General features: G+C 67.5%; 16 protein-coding genes. 8 read left to right on the forward strand and 8 right to left on the reverse strand.

All coding sequences use genetic code 11. The features are described 5' to 3' along the window. On the forward strand, positions 1-101 hold a 101-nt coding region (locus tag AC07AG_RS41070; protein ID WP_478762183.1), incomplete at its 5' end, for a helicase associated domain-containing protein. Positions 102-454: 353 nt separating this feature from the next. On the opposite strand, the gene AC07AG_RS41075 is transcribed toward AC07AG_RS41070, so the two are convergent. The 7 genes from AC07AG_RS41075 to AC07AG_RS41105 all read right to left on the reverse strand — a co-directional run bounded on the left by AC07AG_RS41075 (position 455) and on the right by AC07AG_RS41105 (position 7,555). After that, on the reverse strand, positions 455-595 hold the full coding sequence (locus AC07AG_RS41075) for a DUF1932 domain-containing protein (RefSeq protein ID WP_478762080.1): 141 nt from the start codon (positions 593-595) through the stop codon (positions 455-457). Continuing rightward, a complete protein-coding gene (locus AC07AG_RS41080; RefSeq protein ID WP_478762081.1) occupies positions 579-1,514 on the reverse strand; it encodes a hypothetical protein in 936 nt (311 codons plus the stop codon). The genes AC07AG_RS41075 and AC07AG_RS41080 overlap by 17 nt, the downstream gene beginning before the upstream one ends. A gap of 164 nt (positions 1,515-1,678) precedes the next feature. After that, positions 1,679-2,236 carry a telomere-protecting terminal protein Tpg gene (gene tpg, locus AC07AG_RS41085; RefSeq protein ID WP_478762082.1) on the reverse strand — a complete coding sequence of 186 codons (558 nt, stop codon included), beginning with the start codon at positions 2,234-2,236 and terminating at the stop codon, positions 1,679-1,681. Between the two features lie 3 nt (positions 2,237-2,239). Continuing rightward, on the reverse strand, positions 2,240-4,435 hold the full coding sequence (gene tap / locus AC07AG_RS41090) for a telomere-associated protein Tap (RefSeq protein ID WP_478762084.1): 2,196 nt from the start codon (positions 4,433-4,435) through the stop codon (positions 2,240-2,242). Positions 4,436-4,722: 287 nt separating this feature from the next. Next, positions 4,723-5,877, reverse strand: a complete 1,155-nt coding sequence (locus tag AC07AG_RS41095) for a ParB/RepB/Spo0J family partition protein (protein ID WP_478762086.1) — start codon at positions 5,875-5,877, stop codon at positions 4,723-4,725. Continuing rightward, positions 5,877-6,536 carry a ParA family protein gene (locus AC07AG_RS41100; protein WP_478762088.1) on the reverse strand — a complete coding sequence of 220 codons (660 nt, stop codon included), beginning with the start codon at positions 6,534-6,536 and terminating at the stop codon, positions 5,877-5,879. Before AC07AG_RS41100 ends, AC07AG_RS41095 begins: the two co-directional genes overlap by 1 nt. Positions 6,537-7,006: 470 nt before the next feature. Beyond that, positions 7,007-7,555, reverse strand: coding sequence for an EF-hand domain-containing protein (locus tag AC07AG_RS41105; RefSeq protein ID WP_478762090.1), 549 nt, complete (start codon positions 7,553-7,555; stop codon positions 7,007-7,009). A gap of 1,176 nt (positions 7,556-8,731) precedes the next feature. On the opposite strand from AC07AG_RS41105, the gene AC07AG_RS41110 reads away from it, so the two are divergent. The 7 genes from AC07AG_RS41110 to AC07AG_RS41140 all read left to right on the forward strand — a co-directional run bounded on the left by AC07AG_RS41110 (position 8,732) and on the right by AC07AG_RS41140 (position 16,895). Continuing rightward, on the forward strand, positions 8,732-9,616 hold the full coding sequence (locus tag AC07AG_RS41110; protein WP_478762092.1) for a ParA family protein: 885 nt from the start codon (positions 8,732-8,734) through the stop codon (positions 9,614-9,616). A gap of 556 nt (positions 9,617-10,172) precedes the next feature. Continuing rightward, on the forward strand, positions 10,173-10,589 hold the full coding sequence (locus AC07AG_RS41115) for a hypothetical protein (protein WP_478762094.1): 417 nt from the start codon (positions 10,173-10,175) through the stop codon (positions 10,587-10,589). Between the two features lie 415 nt (positions 10,590-11,004). Beyond that, the gene (locus AC07AG_RS41120) at positions 11,005-11,475 is read left to right on the forward strand and encodes a hypothetical protein (protein WP_478762095.1); all 471 of its coding nucleotides are present in this window, start codon (positions 11,005-11,007) and stop codon (positions 11,473-11,475) included. A gap of 526 nt (positions 11,476-12,001) precedes the next feature. Continuing rightward, entirely contained in the window at positions 12,002-13,051 is a 1,050-nt protein-coding gene (locus tag AC07AG_RS41125; RefSeq protein WP_478762096.1) for a hypothetical protein, read from the forward strand. Positions 13,052-13,867: 816 nt separating this feature from the next. Beyond that, positions 13,868-14,971, forward strand: coding sequence for a bifunctional DNA primase/polymerase (locus AC07AG_RS41130; RefSeq protein ID WP_478762097.1), 1,104 nt, complete (start codon positions 13,868-13,870; stop codon positions 14,969-14,971). Next, on the forward strand, positions 14,968-16,497 hold the full coding sequence (locus AC07AG_RS41135; protein ID WP_478762099.1) for a DNA primase family protein: 1,530 nt from the start codon (positions 14,968-14,970) through the stop codon (positions 16,495-16,497). Before AC07AG_RS41130 ends, AC07AG_RS41135 begins: the two co-directional genes overlap by 4 nt. Continuing rightward, positions 16,494-16,895 (forward strand): DUF6009 family protein, encoded by a 402-nt coding sequence (locus AC07AG_RS41140; protein ID WP_478762100.1) that lies wholly within the window; start codon positions 16,494-16,496, stop codon positions 16,893-16,895. Before AC07AG_RS41135 ends, AC07AG_RS41140 begins: the two co-directional genes overlap by 4 nt. 15 nt (positions 16,896-16,910) lie before the next feature. Here AC07AG_RS41140 and AC07AG_RS41145 read toward each other — a convergent pair whose 3' ends face one another. Next, on the reverse strand, positions 16,911-17,879 hold the full coding sequence (locus AC07AG_RS41145; RefSeq protein WP_478762101.1) for a ScbA/BarX family gamma-butyrolactone biosynthesis protein: 969 nt from the start codon (positions 17,877-17,879) through the stop codon (positions 16,911-16,913). Between the last annotated feature and the right edge of the window lie 155 nt (positions 17,880-18,034).

The raw sequence follows: 18,034 nt of genomic DNA on the forward strand, positions 1-18,034 counted from the left end.
TCCGGCTCGGGGCATGGATCGGGAACCAGCGCAGCCGGGCCACCACCCTGACACCGGAACGGATGGAACAGCTCTCCCAGATCGGCATGCGATGGGTGTGACGGGCATCGTCACCACAGCAGTCATCGCACTCGCGGCCGGCTACCTGCTCGGGCGGCTGCACCCCTGACAGCGGGCGGGCGAGGTGATCGCGTGGATAGTCAGAAGCGGGGCGCCTACCACGGATCGGAGATGGACCCGTCGGCCACTGAGGAGCCGACGATTCCCGCACCGACAACAACAACGGCTGACATGAGGTCCTCTTCGATAGGCCAACGACCGTTCAGGCTGGGGCTGCAGCCGTAGCAGCACAGTCAGGCTGCTGCCGGGATAGCGCAACGGGATTTGCTGCGACTCGTCTTGCTCAGTCGGCCCCGGCCACGGCCCACCCAGGTCCTACGGACGGTCCTCCACGTCACGTGTCATCAGGCAGCCCGGCGTCGCGGAACATGTCGGCTGCCTCGGTGAGTTCCGGGTCCCATCGCCAGGCCCTGGCGGCCGTCTTGAAGGCACCATCGTGGTCGCCGCCTGAGTCTGTGTCAGCCGATCGGGGCATCTATGTGCCGGGGCACGGTTGCAGCCCTGCTCCTGCCGGGTGGCTCCCCGTCGGGCGGCGCGTCCGCGCCGGCCGTCGCGGACGGACGCCAGTACGTCCTCAGCGGGCGGCCTCCGGGCCGGTCCCAAGTAGCGAATTCCCTCTCCCTCGGGGGGCTTATCCGCTTCTCTGCCCATGGGATGGCGGCGGCTTGTCGCCGTGCGCCATCCGTAGCGCTCGTTCCACACCAGCGCCGCGCCGGTGCGTCGACGGACAGCACCACGACTGCGGCCACCGCGTCGTCGACCACGTGCACCATGGCGACGTCCTGCTTCTGCGCCAGGCCGTCGGCCGCGAGCTTGTCGGCCACGTCCTGTACGTACGGCCGGGCCTCGCGGCCGCGCAGCTCGGTTCGCGCGTGGGCGATCGCCGCACGGTGCACCGCGGCCGGGTAGCCGAGGCGTTGCGCTGCCTGCTCCGGTGTCAGGTTCGGCTCGGCGGCGAGCTGGTCGGCGATGTGCTGCCCGCGCAGGCGGGGCAGCACCCGGGCCGCGGTCGAATAGGCGATGCCCAGCTGCTCCTGCACGGTGGCGAGCGTCAGGCCTGGGTCGGCGTCCAGGAGTTCAGCGACCCGGGGCTCGAGTTCGCCGCGCGGCACCATGTCTCCGCTGCCCTTCGGGCGGTGTGCCGGCGCGCGGTCCTGGGCGGGCATCGGGTCGTGGAAGGTGCGCAGGGCGCCGCGCGGGCAGTGCTCCACGCCCTTGACCTTCACCAGGTGCGGCGCGATCCGTGGGTCCTTCTTGTAGGAGTCCCAGGTCTTGGGCGTGACGTCGAGGGCGGCGGCCTCGGTGCGCTCCAGCAGGTCCTCGTCATCTTCCGTCTGTGGCAGCGCGGGCACGGGTTCGCCGGGAGGTGCGCCGCAGTCTGCTCGGCGTCCCACAGCTTCGACTTCGCCTCCGGTGGGCTGATCGTTGCCGGGAACCCGTCCTGCTCGTACGGCTTCTGATTGCGGAGGCTGCCGATCTTGAGGCCTAGGGCTGCGGCCTTCGCCACGGGCCTGAGGGCCCCGGGGGGGGCTGAACTCGTGGTCGTGCATTCCCGCTCTTAGTAGTCCAGGTCCAAGTAGTCGATGTCGTTGATTTCGACGTCTGACAGCCCCATGGCTCGGCTCCCGCCGTCCTGGAAATAGACGTCCTTGAATCCTTCCGCGATGATCCCTCGCAAATCGCGGTCGCTGGCGCCCGCGTCGCGGGCGTCGAACAGGCGCTGCGCGTACGCCGGGGGGAGGTGCACGGTGAGTCGCCGGAACCGTCCGTCGTCGGTCGTGCCGACCGGCGCCGTGTAGCCGAAACGGGCGCGGGTCTCGACCGTGATTCCGCCGGAGGTGGCGGCCTGCTTCTGGCGGCGCTTGCGGACCTGGGGCTGCCATCGGGCTCGTACCGCGTCGTCGATCTTCACGGCGACGTCGGCGCGGGCGTGCTTGCGGGCGCCGCGCCGGTAGCGGTTGACGGAGTCGGCGGTGACTCCGATCTCTCGTGCGACGGCCTTCGCGCTGCCGAACTGCTTCAGCAGGTAGCTGATCTGGGCCTTGAGGGTCTTCGGCGGCTGGCGGGTGAAGCTCTCCCGGTCGGCCCGCTCGATCGCTTCGTCGATCTCTCTCACCGGCTACTCTCCCTCGTCCAGGACGGCGTCGCCGCCCTTGATGTGGCGGGCCGGGTTGAGGCCCTTCTCCATCAGGTCGACCGCCCACAGCATCGACTGGACGCCCTCCAGCTTCGCCAGGCCCGGCGGGGGCCCGAGGCGGAACCCGCCCGGCTGCGGCTTGCCGGACGCCGCGTACGGCAGGAAGTCCAGCGGGCTGTCGCCCGGCGAGGGGTAGACGACGCAGTCGGACAGCACGGCCAGCGGGTACAGGCCCGTCATCTTGACCATGTTGTTGAGCTTGCGGTGCATGTTCACCCGCGCCTTGCTGATGACCGTCGCGCGGATGTCGGGGCGCCACGTCGGCCGCTCCAGGGCCGGCCAACGCTCGCCCTGCTTGTAGGACTTGCCCTGCGGGCGCTCGCGGAGCTTGCCGACGCCGCCCTTCACCGTGGCCTTGATGGCGGAGAGCACGGCGGCCATCGCCGGGTCGGTCTGCTTGTACCGCTCCATCGCGGCGAGGAACTGGTGGTCGTCCAGGTCCTTGGTGACGCCGAGGTCGGCGAGGGTGTCGACGTATGCCGTCCTGAGGCGGTCGTGCCACGGGTCCAGGTAGGCGCCGGTCTCGCGGCGTAGGTACGCCTCGATCGGGTGTACGTCGTGGCCGAGCTCCTGGGCGTAAGCGACGGTGTGCGTCTGGTACCAGGCCGGGCCGGTCGGGCGGGTGCCGTCCGGGGTGAACGGTGAGGGCAGGCGCGGGTCCAGCTCGATGTGGGAGAGGTCGACCAGCCAGGAGCCGGGGATCTTGGGGTTGAACGTCGGGGTGTGGAAGTGGTCGGGGGCGGAGAGGCCGACGACCAGGCGGGAAGCGGCGGCGAGGAAGGCGGTGTTGAGGTCCAGGCCGACCGCGTAGGGCAGTGTGCACTCCTCATCGCTGAGCGAGTCCACCGACCGCACCCATTGGTACGCCTCTTCGTCGAGGAACCCGCCGGTCCAGCCGGAGTTGACGACGACGGGGTGTTCGGCGGTGGCCTCCGGGGGCGCCGGGTCCATCGGCTCGGTCCCCAGTGAGCCCTGGTTGTGGCCGGAGACCCAGTTCCCGGTCTGCGGGTCCTGTACGGCCTTCGTGGGCGGGCGCAGCGCCGTCATCAGCTCCAGTCCGGAGACGGCCGTCGATCCGCGCGGGGTGATGACCCGCGTGGCGTACACCCCAAGGACGCGGGCGACGTCGGCCGGCTCCATCTCCGCGACGCCCGGCCAGGACCGTTCGTCGAGGGCGTCCCAGGACAGGATCGCCAGCTGTACACATTGCCGCTCGCGTCCCTGCGCCTTGCGGTAGATGCGCGCCCACGGGCCGAACCCCCGCTGCGTGAGCTTCCATTTCGCCTTCGCTACCTGCTTGACGACCGGGTGGTCCTGGGGCAGGCGCAGCGAGCGGCGTTGTTCGTGGCCCTCCAGGCGCTCCGGCAGCCCGAGCTTCACCGCGGCCGCCGCCGTGAGCACGATCAGCGGATCACTGTCCTTGCCATAGCGGTTGAGCTTCGCAGCGCCGAGACCGGACTCCGCCAGGGTCCACTCCACCAGGTCGGGGACCGTGGCGGCGGGGCAGTCGAGCACGATGCCGTCGATGCCGTACGCGGAGCCGTCGCCGTCGAGGACCGCGAGCGGGCCGTGGGGGAAGCGCGGGTCGTGTGCGGGCTGCGCGGCACGCCGCTTGGCCGGGCGGCGTGCCGTCGACGGGGCGGGGCTCTTGGGCTTGGTGGCGGGCTGGGCAGCAGGGGGCTCCGCCGGGGAGGTGGGGGGTGCCACGGCTTCGGGAGCGGCCTCTCCGGCGAGGGCTTCCGGAGCTCGCTGCGGGGCGGGGGCGGGTGCGGCCGCGGGGGCGGGTGCGGCCGCGGGGGCGGGTGCGGGTGCGGGGGCGGGGGCAGGCGCGGGTACCGAGCCGTGTACGGGTGCGGAGCCGTGTACGGGTGCGGGGAATCTCGCGGCCCATCCGTTCAGCAGCCGCTGATATGCCTCCAGGCGTGGCGGCTTGGGCTCGCTCCGGCCGTTCTCCCAGTTCTTCACCGTCTGGGTCGTCGACTTCAGCGCCGCCGCGAGGCGGGCCTGGGTGATCCCGGCGGCCTCACGCAGCCGGGCGCGCTCCGCCGGGTGCGGGAGCTGCGGCTCCTCCTCCAGCAGGGCGTCGACCGATGCGAACAGCTCTTCCTCAGATGCCATACGTCTCTACCTCCACCCTGGAAAGCTAGCACGCTTTAACCCTTGCCTTAGGTTCAATTTAACCCAAGCATTTAACCCATTCGGATGATGCGTGCTGGGCGGTGGCGGATGCAGCGCAACCCCCAACTAGGTCGTCGATGACTACATGCAAGACCCTGCAGCCCAGGGACTTACATAAGGCGGCCCCGCCGCCCGGAACTCTATCCGGGCGGCGGGGCCGCCTTATGTGGTTCGGGAGCCCTCAAGTCGGGAGGGTGCCGCGCTAACCGGGCCAACCGGCCAAGCGATCAGTCGTCGTCGGATGCTTGGAGCAGCCAGACCAGCCTGTCGCGGTTGTCCTTCGACATGCGCTTGCGCAGCTGCTGGTCGAACCAGAGGGGTTCATCCCACGGCAGCAAGTCCGGAGCAGCGGCTCCAGACTGATGAGGCACCAGCGCGGGGGCAGTACTTCTGGCCGAGGTCGTCGCAGCGGCCTCTGTCCCAGGTGTTGCTGTCTCGGCAGCAGCGGCGACCACGGCGGCATTGTTTACCGCGGTAAACCGCTCCGCCGACTCAGCAGAGCCACCCGGCTCGGGTGCCGGCGACGCAGACTGGTTTACCGCGGTAAACCGCTCCGCCGACTCAGCGGAACCACCCGACTCGGGTGCCGGCGACGCAGACTGGTTTACCGCGGTAAACCGCTCATCGTGGTTCTCAGAGTTCTGGCCGACCTCAGCAGGTTCCCTTTCCACCGGCTGCGCGACGCGCTGCCGAGGTGACGCCTTGGCCTCGGCACGGCGGGCCAGTTCGGCTTCCCATGCCGCCACCTGCTCAGTCTTGGGCAGGCCCGCGATGTCACGGCCGACGCGTACAGGTAGCTCGCCTGAACTGACCAGTACCTGAAGCTCCGGCGTGAGCTTCAGCAGCTTGCGCTGCTGGCTGACCCAGCCCTTGGTCTTCCCGTAGTGGGCAGCCACTTGGTCCGCCCCTTTGAGCTCGATGACCATCGTTTCGATGCCCAGCGCCCGCTCGATGGGGTCGAGATCTTCACGGTCGTTGTTCTCCGAGAGGACCGCGTCCAGGAAGTCGGCCCGGCTGGAGGCGACGTTCTCGTCATGGACGACATTCAGTGTGGTCAGGCCGATGGCCAAGGATGCTCGGTAGCGACGCTCTCCATTGGCGATGACGTACGGCTTGTCGCCGACGTTGGCCTCTTCCTCCGGCCACAGCTTGAGATATCCGGAACGGGAGACGACGACGGCAGGTTGAAGCTGCCGGTGCTTGAGGACGAGGCCGAACTCCTTCAGAGCCTCGTCGGTGCCGAAGTTACGGCGCGGGTTGAAGCGGGTTGGGACCAGCCTCTCCAGCGGCAAAGTGAGCAGGAGCGGATCGCTCTTGCCGGGAACATCGTCGACCTTGCTGCCAGCCAGTGAGGCGAGGCTGGTGCGGCGTCCGGCAGCCATCAGGCCCCACCGCCGTATCCCAGCTCGAGGGCAAGTCGGAAGAAGTCTTCACGGGCCTCCATGGCCACGCGGTTCTTCGCGTACTGCGTCACGACCTTGCCTTCGACGGAGGCTCGAGTGTGGACTTTGTAGCGGCGGATGACGGTCTTGGCCCGGGGCCAGCCCTGCGCATCGATGTACGCCTGGGTGTCCTCCAAGTCGGCGGTTCCGTCACGGGGGTCCCAGTTGTTGATGACGACCTTGTACGGGAGGCCGCTCGGCTCGATCACCTTCTGGATGGTGCGAGCGGTGGGGTCGAAGGCGAGACCCTCAGGCGGCATCGGCACGATCACGTCGTGCGCGTACTTCAAGGCTTCCAGGAGGAGGTTCTCGTCCTGCAAGCTGCCGGGGGTGTCGATGAAGACGTGCAGCAGCTGGTCGGAGTCCTTGAGGACGTCCGCCGCGACAGCGCCGAGGTTGAGTGTGGTGGTGGTCTTGCCGACGCCGCCCTTCTGGTTGGCGATGACGTGGACCTTGGCGCCTGTGTCCTTGAGGACCTTCAGGTTCTCGGGAGTCTCATGCTCCTGAGAGAAGTCGAAGGGCAGGTCGGTGATTCTGTTCGCCCACCAGACCGTAGAGGCCTGGGGGTCGATGGACACAACGTAGACAGCAGCAGTCATCTGATGCTCCGTATGCTTCCCGTGGGTTCCGGTACTTCGGGCATTGAGCATCATTCCAGACGGGCGAAGCTTCTCTCACAGGGACACCGGGTTTTGCCCACACGAGCCGGGTCCCTGCGCCGGTTTACCGCGGTAAACCGGCGCCAGATGCTGAGGATCGGCCTCCAGGGCGGCCCTGCTTCAACTCTCGCCGCCTGTCCTGGAGCTGAGACCCCTTCTGCCTGTGAACAGCGCCCGCGCTTAGGATCGATCTGAGAGAAGAATCGAAAGAGATCGAACGATCCATCTTTGCGTAGACCCTTTCGATGTTGCGCAGCCTGAGGGGCTGTCAGCGGCAAGACGGCTCCTGAGGCACCGCCCTGTCACCGCCCTGTCAGTTGAACGAGGTCGATGCCGACTGTGGCAGCCCGTCCGTCCGGTTCCAGGCATCGAGGTGTGTGAGGGGATGTGTGAGAGGCGGGTCCGCTCCCCTACTCGAGGCGGCCGAAGATGTGGTTGGCCGGCGAGTCGGGATCGTCTCCGTAGAAGAACTCTGACGCGGCCTTGTGGTATTCAGCCCGCGACAAGGATCCAGAGGCGTCGAGGTCGAGCGCGTTGAACACCTCGGCGCACTCGTCGTCGGCGGCCCGTCCCGTGCTTCCGAAGATATGCGTGAACTCCGTGAGGCTGATCGCGCCATCACCATCGCCGTCGGCCAGGTCGAAGAAGCGATCGGCGACCGGCGCGAGCTCCTCGGGGTAGCGAGCACGATCGGTGAAGGTGGTGGCGAACGCCCGGATGAGCTCCGCCGAGGTCACCCGGTCGTTCTTGTCGGTGTCGAGAGGGGCGATCACCGAATCCCAGAACCGGTGCATCGTCTCGTACATGTGCCGCGCCGACGGGGAGTCAGGGAGCATGCGCCTGGCCTGGACGTAGCGTTCGCCCATGATGATGACGTCCTGCCGCGTTATCACGCCGTCGCCATCGACGTCCGCGGCGCGGAACCACCGCTCGTACTTGCGTGTTCGCAACTCACTCATAGGCGCAAGGTAAATCCGCATCGGTCCTCTGGCCAGGTCGATTCCCGGTCGCCGTCGTGGATCGGGAGCAGTGGAGTCCAGGGCCTACAGAGCGGCTCTTCGACTCTCAGACTCTCAGGCGGAAGTGGCAGGCAGCATGGTTCGCTACCTGATCCGGGAGATCTTTCTGCGACTCCTATGTTGTTGACCTGTGGGTGCAACGATAACTGCAACGCTCGCTGCAACGATGCATGTCGTTATAGATCAAACGATAGCTAGAACTACGGCTGCACTCATTAGTGCAACTGGACTCGCACTCTCAGATGCGACGTTCAGTGTGACCTGTAGTGCTACTAGTTCTGCTACATGCTCTATATCGATAGCTGCGACGTAGCATGCACGGATAAAAGTTACGTTGGCTGCAACGCTGCAACCAACGATAGAACTTGTGCTGTCTGCTTGCATCGAGCCAACAAAGCAACCTTCCCTGTGGCAAGCGCTCTTACTTACACTGTTTGCTTCTCTAGATCTGACACGCTTACCTACGCTAGGGCGAGCAAACTAACTAACGATGTTTCCAACATGCCAACGATGTATGTATGCAACTGTCTTGCTTACGCACCATGCAACAAACGATGGAACGCACACGCAGACGATCTAACTAACGAGCGAACACGCCATGACGCCGTCGATGGAACTAACCAGCAAGCGATGGAACGCACGAGCATCCCAACCAACGATCTTGCGATCGCTCAGGCACACGAACGAACCGTCGAGCGGTCCATAGGGCTAACGATCAATCCCGCATACCGTCGATCACTCATTCGTTGGTTCTGGCCGACCAACGCGGTTTCCCTCGGCCTCGCCGTCGCCCACCTGCGAGGCCCGCAGCCCCCGTTCCGAAGGGCAGACGACGGACGGCCGGGTGCTTGGGTGCGTGCGCGGTAGCACCGGCGTGGATCGGTTCGCAACCAACGCGCGCGTCACACACACCTCGGAGATCCGGTCCTGTTATCGTCAAGCCTGATATCCCGTGTCACTAGAGAAACAGGGCGAGCAGGCAACTCGTAATCCCGGGTGAATCGGTCAAAACGGCTGCTCATTCTCCCGAGACAGACGAGTTCCGGAACTCTAACTTCCGTGTGACACATGTGGGCTGACGAATCAACGGACGCACCAGAGAGAGGCGGGCACGCGATGAAGGTCATCGCCGTGGCGACACAGAAGGGAGGGGTGGGCAAGACCAGCACCACGGTCAATCTCGCTGCAGGCTTGGCCTTGGCGGGTGCGCGTGTGCTGACGGTCGACCTGGACCCTCAGGCCCAGGCGGGGACGGCCGTGGGCGTCAACCTTGCGGGGGAGGAGCAGTTGGCCCGTTCGCTGGGCTGGGTGCTTCAGGCCCGGATGCAGGGCATGCGCATGGACCTGTCCAGCCTGTGGTTCGACCGGAGCGAGCTCCTGGAGGAGTGGGAAGACGCCGGCACGCTGCATCTGCTGGCGTGCGAGGAGTCGACCATGACGGCCGCTCAGGACCTCATCCATAAGAAGGGGTTCCAGTCGACGCCGATCCTGCGCAGGATGCTCATGGAAGTCGCCGACTCCTTCGACTTCGTCGTCGTGGACACCCCTCCTGCCGTCTCCTCCCTCTCCGCCACGGCCCTGGCGGCCGCGGACTTCGTCATTACGGTGTGCGTCCCGGAGTACCCCGCTCTCAAGGGCGCGGCAGCTACCCGGGGCACCGTGCGGTACGTCAAGGACCGCACGGGCGGCGAGTGCGAGCCGCAGTACCTGGGGGCGGTGCTGAACCGTTCGAACCCTCCCTCGCGGTGGAAGGCTCAGGAAGTCAACATCCGCAACGGGATGCTGGATGCGGACCTGGCGCCGTTCTGCACGGACATCCGCCAGGACAACCGGATCAGTGACTCCTTTGCCTACGGGGTGCCTTCGGTGATCCGCTTTGCGAGTCATACCCCCGGCAAGATGTACAGCGAGCTCATGGGCCAGCTCGTGGAGCGCATGGGGCAGCCCGCGGAGAAGTGGGAGATGCCGGAGCGCATCGACTTGGAGGCCTCCGGTGGCTGAGTCCAAGGGGCGACCGAAGAAGAAGCAGTTCAAGCCTGCCGGGGCCCAGTTGGTGCAGGGGCTGCTTGCCGGGGCCGACGATGTCGCCAACCGTTCGTGGATCGGTGGGGGACAGGGCACTCCCGATGCCGGCCAGGATGCTGCTCCCGCCGTCCGGGACGCTGATGAAGCGCAGCCGTCTTCGCCGCCGCGTGCCCCGCAGCCACGTGGCGGCGAAGACGTAACACCGCACGCCGCGGTGTCTGTTGCGGATCCGGTCCCCGCGCCAGCCAAGGAGCGCGACACTCCAGCCGCCACTCCAGCCGCTGGCCCAGCCGCGCCCCAGGCCACCTCATCGGGGCCTCGGGCAAAGAAGGCATCCCCGGCGAAGGCGCCGGCGGCCCCTCGGACGGGCACCTCCTCGGACGACGGGGCGGGGGAGCGGGTCCCCGCGGCAGAGCCCGGTGGTCAGCGCGCTTCTCGTGAGCAGTCGGCCACGGTGGCACGTCCCCGCCGACAGTGGGAGGCGCCGGGCGGGGCACATGGAGCCGTTCAGAAAAGCTTCACCGACGCCAAGATGCATGCCAACACGTGGCGGTCCTACGGGTTTCGTGTCGCGCCCGATGTCATCGCGCTGCTCAAGGAACGTGTGAACGCGGACCGCCGAACGAGCGGAAACCCTCACCTGGCGATCGGGCACTATCTGGATGCGGCTCTGCAGGAGGTACCGGGGGAGGTCGCCGAGCTCGTCGACATGTCCAACGCTTTCGCGATGGAGCGGATCTGGGACACCGAGAAGACGCAGCCGTCCTCCTACCGTGTGGGCCCCGATGCCTACGAGTGGGTCTCGACCCTCAACCTCGCATTGCAGGAGGCGGGTTTCGCCCGCAAGGGCAGTCAGGTCATCTCGGCAATCGTGGAGCGTTATCTTGCTGCGCTCGAGTCCGAGGGGCCGCTGCAGCGGCCCGCGAGGCGGTCACCCAAGTCCCCCTAAGGGGGCTCGTGATGGAGCTTCATGGAGCTTTGACGAAGACGGCGGTGGGGCCGACACGCTCAGTGCGTGTCGGCCCCACCGCCGTTTTGCCTGCTCCTGCCTCTGCCGCGGCCAGCCTGCAACGCTGAGTGCAACAACTGATGCAACGACTGCTCCTACATGTGCTGCAACGCTGAAACCAACGCTCTAACGATCAAACTTACGAACTAACCAACCATCTAACAATCCCTGTGACACTAGAACAATCCTTGGCAGTTGAGACGGCTCGAACACTTGACTGCCTCTCAAATTCGGGCCTACGTAGGCAAATGTCCGATCTGGGGACTCGCCGGGCTTCTAGTGACGGGAGAAACGTGGGGACTTTCTGCGCTAAGGTGCGAGAACGATCAGCACACTTAGCGGAAGAGTCAGAGCAATGTCACTGACCAGCGAACAACTCAGCACCAGCGCAGTCGCCACAGCCGCCGGCCTGAGCGAATCCTGGGCCTGGAGAGCCCGCGACCAAGGCGTCCTCACCGAGCCCCACTTCGAAGACGCGGTCGTGGCCCTTCGCGTATACGCCTTCGTCTCCCAGATCGTCTGGCCCGGCACACGCCGCCCTCGCAGCGCCCGCCAAGACCTCGAGCTCTGGCAGTCCATGGCAGTCGAAGCAGCACGCCAGGCGGTCTCCGACGCCGACACCACCCCCGAGACCTCCCTGTGGGTCCTCGAAGACTCCGTGTACCTGGTCACCACCCCCGCGGAACGCGCGGCCTTCGACCTCAAACACCTCGGCGGACGCGTCGCCATTCGCGTGCCCATCGGGCAATGGGTGACCGAGCTTCCCGACGCCATAGCTCAACTCAAGGCGCGACGACGGCGCCAGCCCTCCCCGCCCGCCGCATAGGCGGCGCTGCTGGACACCCGAGCCGAGATGCCAGGTAGCCAGCAAGCGCCGCCTGCCGGGGGAGTGGATCGCCTCTGCTGACCACCGCACCAACGCCACAGCGACAGCGACAACGCCGGAGACCGCCGACCCTCGACCACTCCTGCCTCACGCCTCACGCATCCGCCTGAACGAAGGGACCCGCACCAGCCACCTCCCCAACTGAACATCCACACCCGGCTCGGCAAGCCCCGCTGCACACCGCCGAGTTGCGGTTCCGTTCTGCCTCATCTCCCTCCTCGTCCAGGAGCCCACCATCACTACCGCGACGAGGGCTGGTTTCGTAGTGCCCAAAACAGCCCCGCACCCTCACCCGCAACCCACACACAACCCACCACGTCCGGCACCCGACGCCGCCCCGATCACCCACCGGGCAGCCCAGGAGCTCGCGCACACCGCTTCCCGGCACAGTGGCCCACGCCGTTGGCTGAGGGCCACCCGATGGCTGGTCTCAGCGGGCATCCACCCCCGGGCCAACGCCACCACCTTGCGCATCGCCGAAGACCTCGCCACGCGGATGGACTACAGCACCGGCCACGTCCTGTACTGCCTCGACGGCATCTCGTCCCGCCTCGACCTCTCCCGGGCCACCGTCAAGCGCCACGCCGCCGTACTGCGCGAACTCGGGGCGCTCGTCTGGGTCGTACACGGCACCAGGACGAACATCCGACGCACCCGAGGACTGGGCGGCTACGCAGGCACCGCGACCGTGTACGCAGCCGTCATCCCCCCCTCCTACGACCACGCGATGGGGCACCAGATCGTGGGCTGCGGATACGACGCACGGATTGTCGTCCACCAGCAGAACCCGGCTCAGCACCAGCAGGACCCGGCTCAGGCTGTGGACAACTCCCCTGTGGACGGCTCCTGTTCCGAGCTTGGTGCGCCCCCTTCCCTCACCTTGGTCAAGAAAGAGGGAAAGGTTCAGATGAGGGGTGGTTTTAACTACACCTCGCGCCCACGCGCGAGCCGCGGCGAACACCACAAGTCCTCTCCCCAGGCACCGGCCGACAACACAACGACGGCTTCCCGCTCCCCGGCCGCGGTGGCTCGGGAGATCCGGGAGACCCGCATGGTCCGCGCCTTGGTCAACTGGACTCAGGGGGAGCCTCTTCGGAGGCTGGCCTTCTCACTTCGGTCCTACTTCGACCGCGGACTGAACGCGCAGGAGATCGCCGCCGAACTGATCGCGCTGTGCCTCACCTGGCGCCCTGCCCGGCCCGCTGCCTACATCCAGGCCCACCTCCGACGCGAAGCCCGCGAAGCCGCTGACAGGGCCTCCGCACAGGCTGCTGCCAGCGATCCGCGGTCGAACGCCGCCTGGCAGGAATGGCTTGCACAGGCCACCATCGAGACGCCGCCCCGCACGGATACGGATCGTCGTCTGGCCCGCTTGTACAGCTGGGACCGGTGGTCCGAAGTGGCCGACCACTACGCCGAGGACCCCGACGACGCGCTCGACCTCTACGGCACGCGCCTTTGTGTGCACGCCGTCCGCCGGGCCTCCTTGGCCGAAGCTGCGCCCTACCGCGGCTAGACGGGCCCGGTCAGGGGCAGCCGCAGGTACACCGCTCAGTCGCTCCCGGACACCTGCAGGTCAGCTGACATGCAGAGTTCATATCAGCGACCGAAGCGACCGAAGACGCTGACTGACGCTCCGACATGACAGCTTTGCAGTCCTGCCGCTCGGCGGGGGAGCGGGGTAGCGGGGCCGTCAGCCGCCGGCTCTCACGCCAGTGACCGTGCCCGACGGGAACGAGTCCCGTCCGCAGGATCGTTTCTGAAGAAGAATCGAACGAATCGAACGGAATCTGTGCATCCGGAATCTGTGCTTCGCCGGACCGGATCAGCAGCGACTCAAGCGACCCATCTTCGGAACCGGCCCGTCGGCCTCGACCGGCGTGGCCCCAACGGCACTCCATGGGCGCTCAAGGCCCGCTCAAGGCGGATGCGTCGGGCAGCGACCGAAGCCGAGCGACCGACGCCCCTCTGGGTCGCTTCCTCGATCCTTGAGAAACCTGCTGGTCAGAGGCTTGATCCAGGGGAAACAGCGACTGAAGCGACTGAAGGTCCAGGTATATGAAGACATTCGTGTGTGCGTGTATGCGCGTGCGCTTCATATATAGGGAGCTTGAGTCGCTTCAGTCGCTGTTCTCTGGTGCGTACCCCCTCTGAACTGCGGTTTCTCTCGGCGGAGCAGGCAGCGACCGAAGAGGAGTTCAGTCACTGAGTCCGGGCTTGAGTCTCAGGGACCTCTATTCGTCCCACGCTCCCCAACTGCACGAATTTTCATACCCGTTTCGCTAACCTGTTTCTGTCATTGAGTCGCTTCAGTCGCTAACGGGGGAAACACATGGCTGCTGAGCTGCGGGTTTCACGCAGCGAACAGTCGCTCAGCGGGAGGGCGTTGGCGACGGCCAGGTGGTGCGCGGGCAGGGGCTGGCCGGTTCATCCCCTGGCCGCCGGGCGCAAGACCCCCGCGGGCAACTGCGAGGCGTGCCGGGCTCCGGGACACACGTATGACGGCTGTACGTGTCTACGGGAGGGGCGTTGGTGTCACGGGTTCCGTGCGGCCACGCTCGATCCGGGCCGCATCGAGCGCTGGTGGGGGACCGGCGGTGGTGACGGCCTGGGAGTGGGTGTCTCCTGCGGCCCCGCCGGACTGGTCGTCGTCGATGTCGACGCGCACGCTCAGTCGCTGCCCGACCGCTCGCGTCTCCTGCCGGGCATCCCCATCGCCCAGTCGGTCGATCTGGCCGGGCTCGCCAACGGTTTTCACACCCTGGGAGTGCTGGCTGCCCTGCGGGGCGCTGCGCACCCGGCCACGGACGCCGGCACCCTGCGCGTGCGCACTCCCTCCGGCGGCCTGCATGTCTGGTACCGGGCCCACCCCGGACACCGCTGGCAGTCCTCGGCAGGTTCCAGCAGTGGCCGTGCCCTGGCCTGGCAGGTCGACATCCGGGCCCACGGCGGCTACATCGTCGCTCCCGGCACCCGTACCCCGCACGGCAGTTACACGCCCCTCGGCGCAGCCCGTGTCCCCGCTCTGCTTCCCGACTGGCTGGCCGCCGAGCTGGAGCGCACCGGGCACCTCGCCCCGGCCCGCCGGGCACCCCTGTGCGGCTCTGTGCCGCCCCCCAGGGCCCGGCTCGCCGTCGCGGCTGCCGGAGGCGGGCACAGCGCCGCCTCGAAAGCCCTGGAGAAGGTGCTGTCCGAAGTGGCGTCCTGCGCGGCTCTGTCGGAGGGCGCCGCGTTCTCGGAGAAGCTCAACCGGGCCGCCTACACCGCCGGCGGACTCGCAGCGGCGGGGCACCTGTCCAGGGCCGAGGCCGAGCAGACCCTCACCGAGCTCGCCGCCGACGTGCGCCCCGGGCAGGAACGGCGCTGCGAAGCCATCATCCGCAGCGGCCTGCGCGCCGGTGAACGCCGTCCCCTCGCTCTCGGGGGCCGGACATGACCACTCATGACGACAACGCCCTGTTCGACTTCGACGCCGAGACCGTGGCTGTCCAGATCCTGGCGGAGGCAGAGCCCGCACAGCCGACGCCGCAGATGCCGCAGCAGCGCGGCGCGGATCCCGCCGACAACGCTTTCCCCCAGGGCCTGTTGCCCGACACGCTCACCGACCGCGGCAACGCCAAGCTGTTCGTGAAGCTGTACGCGGACGACTACCGGCATGTGCCGGGCCTGGGCTGGTACCGCTGGGACGGCACCCGCTGGCAGCTCGACGAGGACGACACCGTGCTGTGGGCCGCGGGTGACCTCGCCGAGGCCATCGCCACCGACGATCCGCGCGGCATCCAGTCCACGGCCGCCCTGCTCCAGCACCGCCGCCGGGCCCTGTCCACCAGCGGCATGAACGCGATGCTCACCCAGGCGCGATCGGCCCCCGGCATGGTCCTCAACGCCGCGCTCCTGGACGCCGATCCGTACACCCTGTGCACCCCTGCGGGCATCGTCGACCTGCGGACCGGCATCCTGCGCAGGGCGGAGCCGGGCAAGGACTTCCACTCCCGCTCCACCTCGTTGCCGCCCCAGCCCACGCCCACCCCGCGCTGGATGCGGTTCCTCGCCGATACCTTCGGGGACGGAGCGGAGGGGGCCGAGATGATCGACTTCCTGCACCTGCTGCTGGGCTACTCGGTCACCGGTGACGTCGGCGGGCAGGTCATGCCGTTCCTGTTCGGCTCCGGCAAGAACGGCAAGTCGGTGCTCCTGGACGTCCTCATGAAGCTCCTGGGCGACTACGCCGACGCCGCGCCGCCGGGCTTCCTGATGGCTCGCCCCTACGAGGGCCACCCCACTGATCTCGCCGAACTCCACGGCCGTCGGGTCATCGTGTGCAGCGAGGTCAAGCCGGGCGACAAGTTCGACGAGGCCCGGGTCAAGCTGCTCACGGGCGGTGACCGGATCAAGGCACGGCGGATGCGGCAGGACTTCTTCTCCTTCGAGCCCACCCACAAGCTCTGGCTGCTCGGCAACCACCGTCCCGAAGTGGGCAGCGGCGGTTTCGCGTTCTGGCGGCGGATGCGGCTCGTGCCGTTCGAGCGGGTCGTGTCCGACGAACGCAAGGTCGACAACCTTGCCGACATCCTCGTCACCGAGGAGGGACCCGGCATCCTCAACTGGCTGATCGAGGGGGCCCGTCGCTATCTGCGGGGCGAGAAGGACCTCACCGGACCCGAGAGGGTACGCATCGCCACGACGGCGTACGCGGAGACCGAGGACCACACCGGACGCTTCATCGGTGAGTCCTGCGTGCTCGACCCCGAACTGAGGGCGGAACAAGCACAGTTGTATGCCGCGTACCGGGCATGGTGCCACAATGAGGGCGCTCCCGCCCTCTCGTCCAGGGCGTTCGCGGCCCGCATCCGCGAAGTCGTGGGACTGGAGTCGCCGAGAGAGATGATTCTCTCCAACCAGCGCAAGTACTACCCGGGCATCGGATTGCTCACGAAGCTCGCCGACGAGGAGACAGAATGAGCGCCCTCATCGAGGGGGAGGAGATCTCCCACGAAGCCGAGCTGGTGTGGCTCGAGGACATCGATGCCCTGGACTACGTACGCCAGAGCCTGGACCGGCTGCCCACGCGGCGCGGCAAACCCGCCTACCACCGTGACGGACGCATGGTCGGCTATGCGCTGCTCGGCTCGCAGGCCAAGGCATCCCGTTCCTCGGGGACCTTCCGCCGCAGGGTGTTCTGGCTGCTGCCGCACGACCGGGACTCCGATCCGGCAGGGCTGTACGCGAGTTCGGCCCCGGCCGAGGCCATCGACCCGCGGACCCTGGCCCCGGGCAGCAAGGGCTACAAGACGGAGCGCTCGGAGGGCGGGCCGCCCTCGCGGGCCATGCGGGAAATGGGGATCACGCTGCCGCTGTGACGCCGCCGGGGCGGCCTAGCCGCGGGTCACGGTCCCGCTGACCTGCGCGTTGAAGACGCGGCGACCGTCCTGACGGCCGGTCACCAGGACGCTCATGCTGTCGGCCTGCTGAACGACCAGGGGGGCGGCCTCGATCCAGCACGGCCGGTCGAACTCGGCGTAGCTGAGGAACTCCGTGGTCATGGCCGTCAGCGTCAGCGTGCAGTCGGGGACGAGCAGGCCGAGCGTGGCCTGGCGGGCGGCCTCCATGAGCACCATCGGCGGGATGTGGTCGTCGCCGACGTCGAACAGCACCGGGTGGTCCGGGTCCGGGCTCAGCCGCCAGCGGCCGGGATGTTCACTCGAGGCGAGGACCACGTCCCGCGGCAGACCCCGGCCGAAGGCGGACGGGGCCACCTCCGAGGGGCGGTGGGCCGGCAGGGGCTCCGGGACCGTGCCGCGCAGCCGCTGATAGGCGCCGGGAGAAGCACAGACGAAGCGCACGGCGCCGGTGGCCAGCGCGCGGCCGGCGCGCCGGATGGTGACGTCCAGGCCGAACTCCACGAGTCGCCTGCCCTTGCGCTCGAGGTCGGTGCAGTTCGCGTCGATGGTGAGGTCACTGGGGACCACGCCGATGGCGAGTTCGTCCGGGTCGGCGGTGAACGACAGATCGCACGGCATGAAGTGATGGCCGAGCGGTACCCCCAGCTCGGCGTGCGCGAGATACAGCGCGACCTGCCGGATCGTTTCTGCTGCCTGCAGTGGGTCATGCCGTCCGTCGGGCCCGTTGAAGAAGGCGTGGGCCCGCGGCCACTGGCCGGTGAGGGTGAAGCGCGTGGCGCCCGACCGCCGGCAGCTGGTCAAGAAGACTTCGGCCATGGACGAGTGGCGTACGTACTCGCACGGCACCGTCGTGGTCAGCAGGAACGGCGCATCGGGGCCGGAAACCAGGTTTCCTTCCTCGACCGAGCAGTCCTCGGTCCGCGCCGCAGTGTTTGGAGTCATCAAGCTCATCAGACTTCTCCCCCCGGAAGAACGCCCATGTGATCGAGCACGTGTACGTAAGATACGGACCCACCGGTTTTGTCTTCAACCCCCAAACCCACTACGGAAGCACCCGCGCTCCGATTGGCCGAAAGCGGTCTACGGCACGCCCTGAA

Source organism: Streptomyces sp. NPDC044044 (assembly GCF_056434405.1).